This is a genomic window from Nocardiopsis xinjiangensis YIM 90004, assembly GCF_000341145.1.
Taxonomy (GTDB): Bacteria; Actinomycetota; Actinomycetes; order Streptosporangiales; family Streptosporangiaceae; genus Nocardiopsis; species Nocardiopsis xinjiangensis.
Genome location: NZ_ANBE01000003.1, coordinates 446264 through 456282 on the forward strand (window position 1 = coordinate 446264; position 10019 = coordinate 456282).

At 70.0% G+C, this 10019-nt stretch carries 7 protein-coding genes and 1 tRNA gene; 3 read left to right on the forward strand and 5 right to left on the reverse strand.

All coding sequences use genetic code 11. From position 1 onward, the window contains the following. Positions 1-29: 29 nt before the first annotated feature. The 3 genes from D473_RS0102500 to hisC all read right to left on the reverse strand — a co-directional run bounded on the left by D473_RS0102500 (position 30) and on the right by hisC (position 5656). A complete protein-coding gene (locus D473_RS0102500) occupies positions 30-2012 on the reverse strand; it encodes a TOMM precursor leader peptide-binding protein (protein ID WP_152436735.1) in 1983 nt (660 codons plus the stop codon). Continuing rightward, complete coding sequence (locus tag D473_RS0102505) at positions 2009-4192, reverse strand: TOMM precursor leader peptide-binding protein (RefSeq protein ID WP_017607520.1); 2184 nt, start codon at positions 4190-4192, stop codon at positions 2009-2011. Before D473_RS0102505 ends, D473_RS0102500 begins: the two co-directional genes overlap by 4 nt. Positions 4193-4576: 384 nt before the next feature. Then, positions 4577-5656 carry a histidinol-phosphate transaminase gene (gene hisC / locus D473_RS0102515; protein ID WP_017607522.1) on the reverse strand — a complete coding sequence of 360 codons (1080 nt, stop codon included), beginning with the start codon at positions 5654-5656 and terminating at the stop codon, positions 4577-4579. A gap of 104 nt (positions 5657-5760) precedes the next feature. Here hisC and D473_RS0102520 point away from each other — a divergent pair, with 104 nt between their 5' ends. Next, positions 5761-6531: a hypothetical protein gene (locus D473_RS0102520; RefSeq protein WP_017607523.1), complete on the forward strand. Its 771-nt coding sequence runs from the start codon at positions 5761-5763 to the stop codon at positions 6529-6531. Positions 6532-6662: 131 nt separating this feature from the next. Here D473_RS0102520 and D473_RS0102525 read toward each other — a convergent pair whose 3' ends face one another. Together D473_RS0102525 and D473_RS0102530 are read right to left on the reverse strand one after the other, a co-directional pair. Next, a complete protein-coding gene (locus D473_RS0102525) occupies positions 6663-7661 on the reverse strand; it encodes a MauE/DoxX family redox-associated membrane protein (RefSeq protein ID WP_017607524.1) in 999 nt (332 codons plus the stop codon). Continuing rightward, complete coding sequence (locus D473_RS0102530; protein ID WP_033352410.1) at positions 7658-8629, reverse strand: hypothetical protein; 972 nt, start codon at positions 8627-8629, stop codon at positions 7658-7660. Before D473_RS0102530 ends, D473_RS0102525 begins: the two co-directional genes overlap by 4 nt. 241 nt (positions 8630-8870) lie before the next feature. Between D473_RS0102530 and D473_RS0102535 the strand changes: the two genes are divergently transcribed. After that, complete coding sequence (locus tag D473_RS0102535; RefSeq protein WP_017607526.1) at positions 8871-9398, forward strand: SigE family RNA polymerase sigma factor; 528 nt, start codon at positions 8871-8873, stop codon at positions 9396-9398. Positions 9399-9540: 142 nt separating this feature from the next. Further along, a tRNA-Ser gene (locus D473_RS0102540) sits at positions 9541-9627 on the forward strand. Positions 9628-10019 lie beyond the last annotated feature (392 nt).

Sequence of the window (10019 nt, forward strand, 5' to 3'; positions counted from 1 at the left end):
GGTGGGGACGCCCGCTGCGCACATGCGGTTCACGGAAACGGGTGCGGGGAGGCGGCCGAGAGAGCCTCACGGGTACGCTCCCGGGTCCACCCGTGGGCCCGGGCGACTCGCCCGATCCTCGGCATGAGCAGTGCCCGTTGCCGGTCCCAGCCGAAGTCGATCGGTAGGAGACCAGGGGTCAGAACGCACACCGTGCACACGCCGCTGTGCCGCTGTTCAGGGGAGGTCTGGTCGACCACCAGGCAGTCGAAGCCGGCCCTGGCGACCTCGTCCCGGCAGTACAGCAGGTCATCGGTGAGGTCCTCTGTGTTCGGCCGCTCTCGGTACCACTGCTCGTAGACGCGATGCGCAGGGACGGTGTGCGGGACGGTCCCCCGAGGACCCAGGAGATGGTCCGCGTAGGAGCGCATCTCCGGCAGGCCGTACAGGCGCGGATGGTCGGGCAACTCCCTGACACGCGTGAAATCGGACGCCATGGCCGACAACTGTGCTCGGTCACGCGTGGCATACCTCGCGGCATGGGGTACTTCGAAGGCCGTCTCCCGAAGCGCGGTCTCGGCAGCCGACTCCGGGTCCAGACTCGCGCCCGCGCCGAAACAGAGCGTTCCCGGGCCCCCGTCCTCGCGCTCGGCCACCGCCACCACCACCGGGATGTCGAACGCCGGACGGGCATCGAAGAACCGCGCGCGGTAGCCGTACAGAGCCATCCGCCGAATCATCCACCGCAAGGAGGGCGAGTGCCAGCTGTCCGCGTCGATCTCCGTCACCGGGAGACGCCCGTACCAGGCCAGCAGAAAGGCGTCGCGCTCGACACGCTCCAACAACCCGTGCAGAGCCGCTTCCTCGTAGCTGCCGCCCGTGGCACATCCGTTGGAGCATTCCTGCGCGATCTTTCGGTCGCTACCGTTCCCGTGGTAATACACCGAGACTTCGGGGACCAGCACGGGCCGGTACCGGACCAAGGAGTGCCCCCAGACCCAGCTCAACGGAGCGTCCTCGCGAAAACGCTGGTAGTCGGGGTTGTAGTCGTAGAAGAGGTCGTCGTAGGTTCCCAGTTCCCTGGGATCGAGGGCCTCGTGTGCAAGGTCCCGGTAGCTGCTCTCGACGGTCGGGCGCCGGTTCCTGGGCGCCAAGCCCGAGAGGCGCTCCAACCCTTCGAGCAGCCCCAGGCGCAAACTGCCGCCGTAGGTGTCTGCGTGCCCGCCCCAGAAGGAGGGGTGCAGATAACCGGAACCGCGTACGGACACATACCCCACCGTCGGTGCGGTGGTCGTGTTCTCCAAGCGCGGTATGCCCCGCGCGGCCAGAACCCCGCACACCGGGTTGGTCAGGGCTTCCTCGGAGACCGGGTACTCCGATACCGAGTGTGTCCTGTCGTGGCCGGGCGCCCTCTTGGGACGTGCGACGAGCGCGGGAGCCGTGTTCTCCGCAGCATCCGGGGGGATGTCGCCACAGGCCGGGCAGTAGGCGTCCGCGATCAAGGGCCAGCGGCGCACGTTGAGGTCTGCCAGGTCCACGCGATGGACATATCTGTTGCCCTGTACATCGGTTGCCTCGCGCTGGGGGGCGGAGGCCAAGGACGCGACCACGCCCTTGACCGTGTCGAGAGCGAACCCGGTGAGGAAGGGCGGTTCACGGTGGGCCCGTATCCGGCTCCCGTGTTCCAGCGCGTCGCGGTCCTCATCCGGCCTCAACTGTTGCCATCGGCGTGCAAGACACACGCCGCACCCCGAGGCGGGGCCGTCTCCGCCTTCCCGGACCGGCCCCACGAGCACGAACCTGTCGTACAGGAGGACGGGCAGAGTGGGGCGGCCGCTGTCGAACTCCTCCCACCAGCGCTCATCCGGTTCCCACAACAGGTCACGCTCGCCCAGGAGCCCGACCCAGACCCGTGCGCCGTCCGGACCGGGCCCGGTCCGCAGGGCCTCTTCCAGGTTCGCCCGCAACCGCTCCAGCGGGCTTTCCTCCCACACCTGCGCGGCGTGTGCTCCGTGCTGCACTGTCTGCCTCATCGCGCCGCAGAGTCCTTCGTGGTGTCGAGTGCTGCTGTGAGCAACACCTTGACCGTGTGCACACCGCAGGCGGCCAGATCGGGCGTAGCGGTGGGAACCACGATCGCTTCGCGGCCCTGGCGCGCGAAACCGGCACAGATCTGCTCCGCGGTGACAGGAAGGTTCTCCTTCCACCACTGCGGGGCCGGCTCGCCCACCGGAAGAGCTCGCGGATCCAGGGCCGCCATCCTCTCGGGGGCCACTCCGTCGGCCCCGACACCGGCCTCGGAGTACTGGACACGGGCGATCACGTCACGCAGAGCAGCCGTCACCGCCTCCACCGGTGTGGTGCCGTAACCGATGTCCCATACCGTCGATTCGGTGTCCCGGACCAGTACAGCGGCCCCGGGCCCGGGCAGGCGCAAGATCTCCGTGCTCAACCCCATGGTTTCGGCAACACTCGACAAGAAGCCCAGTTCACTGCCTTCAGGGGGCGTACCCGTTTCCACCCTCTGGGCGGGGTGTCCGGCGAGCACCGTCCGCAGGGCATCGAAGGCACCCGCGCTGAGGAGCGCTTCGTGCACCGCGTGCTCCGGCCGGCTCCCGGCGCCCTCGCCCATGCGGGTCCGTTCGAACGCTCCGGCCGCGTTGAACACGGAGAACGGATGGACTGCCGCGGCCGGGACCTCGTAGACGCTGCGGTCGACCAATCCGATCCCGTGCGCTCGTTCCTCCCCGTTGTGCGTCTCGGACGCCCCGGTGGCGGTACTGATCCCGGAAACACCGAGCGGCACCGGCGTCCCGGTACCCGGCACCGGAAGAAGCACGGCGTTCTGCCCGACGTGTTTCAGGGCGGCGGCCCGCAAGGTCCGCAGCCGCGCCCGCAACGTGGTGTGGATGTCCGCGCGCGCGACCTCGGACGGGCTTCGCCCATGCCCGGCGAGAGCGACCCTGCCCACCTTCAGCGGAGACTGGGGGAGGGCAAGGTCGCGGTGCTCGGTCACCAGCCCCGCCCGAGCTCCGACCATGAGCTCGGCCTGCTCGTAACTGCGCTGCACCGAGGTGTCGTCAGAGGGTTCGGGGGCCACCTCGTCCAGACGGGGAACGGACGCGTCCGCGGTGTTCGTACCACCGTGGCAACGAGGGCAGCTGGGGTGCGAGAGGACGAACTCACCGAAAGTATCGAGAGTACGGATGTCTTGGAAGAGGGCGGCGCCCGCGGTCTCGGCTCCCAGAACGCCTGTCGACCATCGGAACACCTCGAAGGCGAAGGCGTTGCCGAGCATCGCTGCCTGCGGAGCCGGCAGGTTGCTGGTCCCCGCGGAGCGCCCATCGACCGCCAGGCCGCGCCATACGCGCGCGGCCTCTTCGGCCGGAGCCGCGTCGGTGTACCTGAGGAGGGCGCACGTCCAGCAACTGTCGGCCTCGGGAGAATGGAAGGGGCCGAGCATCGCGTGGTCCCCCAGTACCACGACGGGCAGGAGGGGAGGGGCATCCTCGTCTGCGCACAGGCGCCACACCCGGTCGGGTGTGTGAGGGTCGGCCAGCAGAACCACGTCGTATCCGGTCAGGTCCTTGGCGCGCATGTCCGCGGGGACGAGGTCTGTGAGGCGTACCTGAGCCACGCATCCCTGTTCCTCCAGGGCCCGGACCTCTTCGGCCACGCTGTCCGCGACCCGGTCGGGGCCCGCGGTGTGTACGGCGGCCGCACCGTTCCGGACCAGGGACAGAACCGCCCACTCAGCGACCTCTCCCTCACCGGCCACGAGGACACGCAGGTCACGGAATCGGGAGAAGCGGCCCCCGGCCCCGTCGACGTAATGTTCGACGTAGTCGATCTGGCGCCGGAAGCGGTTTCGGACGCGCTCGTCGAGAGTGCCGTCGGGGGCGGGGTCCCGGTCACGGGCGAAACCCCGGTCGATCAGGGTGCGGACCAGTCCCAGCAACATCGGATGCTGCTGCTCCGGGACCACCTCTGCCAGCTCCTCCACGGTGGCTTGCCCGGTGAGGAAAGGGGACAGGGCCGAGAAGAAGCGGTAGGCGCTGCGCCCCTTGACGACGAAGCTGGCCTCGGCGTGCCTGAGCAGCACACCGGACCCGGTGTCGGCGAAGAGGACATCGTGTCGCAGACGTGGACGAACCGACCACACGGCATCGTGGTGCTCGTCCTCGGTCTCCGTGTCCCTGGGCTCTGCCTGCATGGAAGTGGTCCCCTGCTCGCAAGGATCGGTCTCTACGGATACGCCGCCGCACCGGCCGCGGCGGAGACGGAGACTGCCGTCTCGCGTCCCTCCGCCGGTGCGGAACGCGTGATCAAGCATCGGGACGGCCTCTTGCACTTTGCTTGCTTCTGGATGGCAGGGGCTTCGGGCGCGAGCACGGCACCCTTGGTGGGCCGCTTGCCCGGCGGGACGGAGCGGCTTGCCGATGCATGGCGGGGCGCTGGGCAGGCAGGGGCGGAGCGCGAGGCACGAGCGCACGAGAAGAGGGGCACCGGAGCCGGTCCTGTGGACCTTGCTCCGGTGCCCCTCGGAGAAGCCGGTGGATCAGTGCGGCCCCGTCACTGGCCTCTCGGGGCAGTACACCTAGCGGCGGCCGGGGTACTTCGTGGCCACCGACAGGAAGACGTCGTTCTCCTCCGGGGTGCCGATGCTGACGCGGGCACCCTCGCCGTCGAAGGGCCGCACGGAGACCCCGGCGTCGGCGCAGGCGGCGGCGAGGTCGAGGGTGTCCTCCTCCAGGCGGAGCCACACGAAGTTGGCCTCGGTCGGCGGCACGGTCCAGCCGGCCTCCAGGAGGGCCTCGCGTACGCGTGCGCGTTCCTCCACGGTGGCCTGCACCCGCTCCAGGAGTTCCTCCTCGGCCGCGAGGGAGGCGACCCCGGCGGCCTGGGCCAGGTGGTTGACCGCGAACGGCACGAGGGTCTTGCGGACGGCCCCGGCGAGGTGCGGATGGCCGACGACGAAGCCCAGGCGGGCCGCGGCCAGGCCGTAAGCCTTGGAGAAGGTGCGCAGGACGGCCACGTTGGGACGGTCGCGGTACAGGGAGAGGCCGTCGGGCACGTCGCGGTCGCGCACGTACTCGCGGTAGGCCTCGTCCAGTACGACCAGGACGTGGTCGGGAACGCGGTCGAGGAAAGCGGTGAGCTCCTCCTCGCGCACGGCGGTGCCCGTGGGGTTGTTGGGGTTGCAGACCAGGACCATGCGGGTCCGATCGGTGATGGCGTCGGCCATGGCGTCGAGGTCGTGGGTCTCCTCGCGCAGGGGCACACGCACCGAGGTCACACCCGACAGCTCGGCGAGAAGCGGGTAGGCCTCGAAGGAGCGCCACGCGTGGACGAGCTCCGCGCCGGGTTCACCGACGGCCTCCAGGATCTGCTGGAGCAGACCGACCGAGCCGGCACCGAGAGCGAGGTGGCCCTCGGGCACCTCCAAGCGCGCGGCCAGGGCCGCGGTGAGCTCGGCGGCCCCGGGGTCGGGGTAGCGGTTGAGCTCGGCGGAGGCCTGTGCGATGGCATCACGCACCGACGGGAGCGGCCCGTAGGGGCTCTCGTTGGAGGACAGTTTGATGGAGCGCCCGTCGGGACCGACGACCTTCTTTCCGGGCTTGTAGGCCGGGATGCTCTCCAGTACGGACCGTAGATATGGCGGTTTCGACTCCGACACCTTCGTCCTTCCTCAATACTTTGTGCTAACCCCGAATCACACTGAGCAACTGGGGTCGGTCACCGCTCCCAGCGGCAATATTGCACAAACGAGGAGATAACACCATGCGTTCATGCCATCGTCCCCCACAGTCCCACCGGGTCGACGCTGGTCACAAGGAAAACCGTTCGAGCCTCCCATCATCCTCCCACCTCGTCCCCGTCCGGAACGGGCTCCGCCTGGCGGCGGCCGCGGCCCTGGCGCTGGGCGCGACCGCGTGCAGCGGCGGGGACGCCGAGGTACAGGGCGGCGCCGACCGACTGCACGAAGCACAGCTCCTGCAGTTCCAGGACGTCACCCAGGTCTCCGAGGGCGGTGAGTCCGGCACGTACTCGGAGCTGACCACCGTCCAGTACAGCGCCGAGATCCGCGACGGCACCGAACTGGACAAACCCGAGTGCGTCGACGCCACCAACCGGTGGGGCGACCTCGACACGGTCCAGGACGCTCCCACCTCCGTGGCCACCTACGAGTGGGAGGAGGGCGCGGTCACCAGCCTGCTGGTGCAGCTGCCGCCCGAGGAGGCCTCCGACGCGCTCCACGAGACCCCTCCGGAGGACTGCAGTGAATACACCGCCACCTACGAGGACGGCACCAGCTCCGACTACAGCGTCGGCGACCTGGACCTTCAGGAGATGGGTGAGGAGTCACGCGCCCACAGCATCGACGTGGAGACCGACGGCGAGCTCAGCAGCATGATCAGCGTCCTCTACCGCAACGACGGCGTACTCGGTACGACCTCCGTCATCGGCGACGGCGACCCCGCCGAGTACGAGGAGATGCTGGTCGGGTTCACCGAGGCCGCGATCGACCGGCAGAACCAGACGCTGGACTAGGGCGTGCCCGGCGCGCACGCCCTGCGCGTTCGGCGGAGACCACCGCGGCGGACGATGCCCGCCGGACACACCTCTGCGCGTCCGGCCGGCACCGTCTGCTGTTGCGTCGCCCGCACCTCCCTTGCCCGCGCTCAGACGGGACGCCCGGCCTCCGGGTCCTTCCAGGGGTCGCCGGAACGGTTCTCCACGGCCTCGTGCAGTGTGCGCTCGGCCTCGGCCCCGGCCCGGAGCCCGGCCTCCTGGCGTGCAGCCCGGCGCGGAGCCGGTAGCTTGCGGGGCGGCCCGGGCAGAGGCCGGGTCGAGACGACCCCGTAGGAGGCCAGCACGTCCTGGCTCTCCCGGTCGAGGACGACCGCCCGCACCGCGGTGTTGCGGTTGCCTCCGGAGCGGACCGCGAAGACGACGTCGACCCTGCGCCCGTGCCGAAGCCCGTCGTGGCGCAGGAACCGCCAGCAACCGTGCCGCCACTGGTCCTCGGGCTCCGAGGACAGCAGTGTGGGCCGGTTGGTACGCCACACCTCGCTGCGGTGCAGTCGGCGCCGGGCCCGGCCGGCCGGGTGCCGGCGCAGCTCACACGGTTCCCGCCGCAGGATCCGGGTGGCCAGGATGCGCAGCTCGGGGCTGAGCGCGGCCAGGACGAGCAGTTCCGTCCCGAGCACCGCTGCGTGGGTCCAGGTGAACGAGGTGAGCACGCTCCCCCCGGTGGGGGCCAGTCCGAGCGTGGCCAGTGCGGCCGCCGACAGCAGGCCCGCGCGGGTGAGGGTGCGCCACCCGACGGGTTCACGGCTGAGTCCGCCGAAACACCCGCACCCGGCCTCGGGGGCGCGGCGCCGCACGAGCAGGAGCACGGCAGTCGACCCGGCGAAGACCGCCGCGGCCAGGGCACGGGTACCTTCCCCCAGGAGACCGCTTGCCACGAGGAGTCCGCCCGCCAGGACCGCTTCCAAGAGACCGACGGCGACGGTGGACGGGATCCTGAGCCGTTCGGGGACCAGGACGGCGAGGCCGCTCCCGGAGCTGCGCGGCGTGAGTTTGGCGACGGCCCCCAGGGCCAGCAGCGCCGCCAGGAGCGGCAGCTGCACCTCCCTGGCGGCCTCGACGGTCTGCATCAGCTCCGCGGGCATGCTCATCCCTCCCCGGTCGCTACGGTCACGGTGGCGTTGAAGCACCCTTCCTCCGGGCTCCCGCCGAAGGCGACGAAGGAGGCCAGGGTGAGGCAGGCGACGCGTCCGGCGCCCTGACCGCCGCACGTGGGGCACAGGTCGCACAGCCAGCTGTCGGACGCGGCACAGCCGAGAACGTCGAGCACGCCGGTCTCACGTGTGCAGTCGTTGCGCAGGCTCAGCCGTGCCCCCACCGACAGCTGGGGCAGCGGCACACACGGTGTGCGGGCGTCACAGCCGGGCGTGTGGCTCTCCCGGTCCAGGGCCGGGTAGGCCGCGCCGGTGGCCAGGGCCCGCGGGTCGAGGTGCGTGGACCGGCCCCACGACGGGTCGTACCAGGTCGCGATGCCGTTGAGTGTGTTCGTGTACGTGCGCACCGGTGGCCGGTGCGGTGCGGCCCGCAGCGGGTAGGGCGGTTGGGTGGTCGCGGGCCGGGCCGCCCAGACCTCACCGTCGCGCCACACACCGACGGCGTCGAACACGTGCCCCGGAACCAGTCGCGGGTGCCGCACGGCGATCCGCCCGGAGGTGCGGTAGGGCAGGACCACGGACCGGCGCTGCCGCCCGTGTCCGGGGTCGATGACGACCGCATCGCCCTGCCGGTCGACGATCACACCCGTGGCTCGGGCGAGCTGGACCCACACCCGTTCGGCGACCAGGCGCCCGTCGCGGGAACAGCGGACGACCGCGTCGTCGCCCACACGCAGGTCCTCGGACCCGACCTCGCCGCCTCGCCAGAACGTGGTGACCCGTTCGAACAAGAACCGTTCCTCACCCCGTGCGGTGGCCAGGCACAGCATGTAGGAGGTCACGCCGACCACCACACCGCGTGCCACGCGGATCCCGATCGGTGTGGGCACGGGTGCCGTGTCGGGTCCGAGTACCGCGGCCGTGAACCGTGCCCGGTCCCGCCCGCTCTCGGTCGTCACTGACATGTCGTTAGCGCCCCCTTGTCACCCGACTCGTCCTCTGTGCCCATTCTGCCGACGTGGCCCCTCGTACTCCGGTTACACGCCGGTACGCACCGGTTCGTGTCCATGGCGTGCCGCGCACGTGGCCCGGAGAAATGTCGGTTTACGAGTACGTGGCGTCCATACTCCCGAGCCTTTGCAGGTGCTGTGTGACAGTGAAAAGGAGAAAAGGGATAGAAGGAACATCACGTCACGGAGAGGGTCGGTGATCGCCGTGGCGGGGACCACCCAGAGCCCCAAGTTCGACGACTTCAGCAGATACGTCTCCGAGCGGGGACCGGCACTGCTCCGCATGGCCCGCAACCTCACCAACAGCCATGCCGACGCCGAGGACCTGCTCCAGGCGGCCCTGGTGAAGACCTTCCTGTCCTGGGACCGCATCACCAACCCCCGGGCCCTGGACGGATACGTGCGGCGGGCGATGGTCAACACCCAGATCTCCGAGTGGCGCCGCAGCCGTCTGGAGGTCTTCCCCACCGACGAGATCCCCGAGCAGCGGGTGGAGGACCCCACTCGGCGCAGCGACCTGGCCGACGTGGTCGCCCGCGCCATCGACCGCCTGCCCGACCGCCAGCGCGCGACCGTGGTGCTGCGCTACTACGACGACCTCACCGAGGTCCAGATCGCCGCACGCCTCGGGGTCACGCTCGGAACGGTCAAGAGCACCCTGTCACGGGCCACGGAGAAGCTCCGCCAGGACGCCGACCTCATCATCGAGCGCACGACCACCTGACCAGCGCCGCACCGGGAAGGCACCGGACCGCCGCCCCGCCCCGGGCAGGCCCCGGACCCATGGCGTGCGCCACAGACCCGAGTCCTGCCTGGGCATTCCGTTTTGCGCGCCCTTCCCGTGGCCTGTAGGCTGAACGCAGCCAGGAGGATTCGCCTAGAGGCCTAGGGCGCCGCACTGCTAATGCGGTTAGGGAGTAATCCCTTCGAGGGTTCGAATCCCTCATCCTCCGCACCATGACCTGGGGCTTTCCGCACTGCGGAAGGTCCCAGGTTTCTTTTTTGGCGGCTCAGCACGCACTGGGCACGCACTCACGCCTCCCCGGCACCACTCGTGTCGACGGACTCCGGAGCCCTGTCACGCCGCGCTCCGGCACCGGCGTCGAGGTAACGCGCCCTCACCTCAGCAGCTTCTCGCTCCATCGGCGGCAGCACGCTCCCGCAGTAATCACTCGTGAAGCTCGGCTTCGCGTGTCCCAGCGTTCTACTGATGACCTCGATCTCGACACCTGCGCGCTCTCTCCCGCCTACTTGTGCGACACGCTCCTACGTCTCGCGGCCGCCGGTGCATACCGACCTGTAAGTCTGTTCGTGGCTGGCCTGGGGCCGGCTGGCAGGGTAGTAC

Bases quoted from the DNA above. Each gene is read 5' to 3' on its own strand.
- D473_RS0102530 (WP_033352410.1), bottom strand. From the start codon at position 8,629: ATGTCAGTGACGACCGAGAGCGGGCGGGACCGGGCACGGTTCACGGCC.
- D473_RS0102505 (WP_017607520.1), bottom strand. From the start codon at position 4,192: ATGCAGGCAGAGCCCAGGGACACGGAGACCGAGGACGAGCACCACGAT.
- D473_RS0102525 (WP_017607524.1), bottom strand. From the start codon at position 7,661: ATGAGCATGCCCGCGGAGCTGATGCAGACCGTCGAGGCCGCCAGGGAG.
- D473_RS0102520 (WP_017607523.1), top strand. From the start codon at position 5,761: ATGCGTTCATGCCATCGTCCCCCACAGTCCCACCGGGTCGACGCTGGT.
- D473_RS0102500 (WP_152436735.1), bottom strand. From the start codon at position 2,012: ATGAGGCAGACAGTGCAGCACGGAGCACACGCCGCGCAGGTGTGGGAG.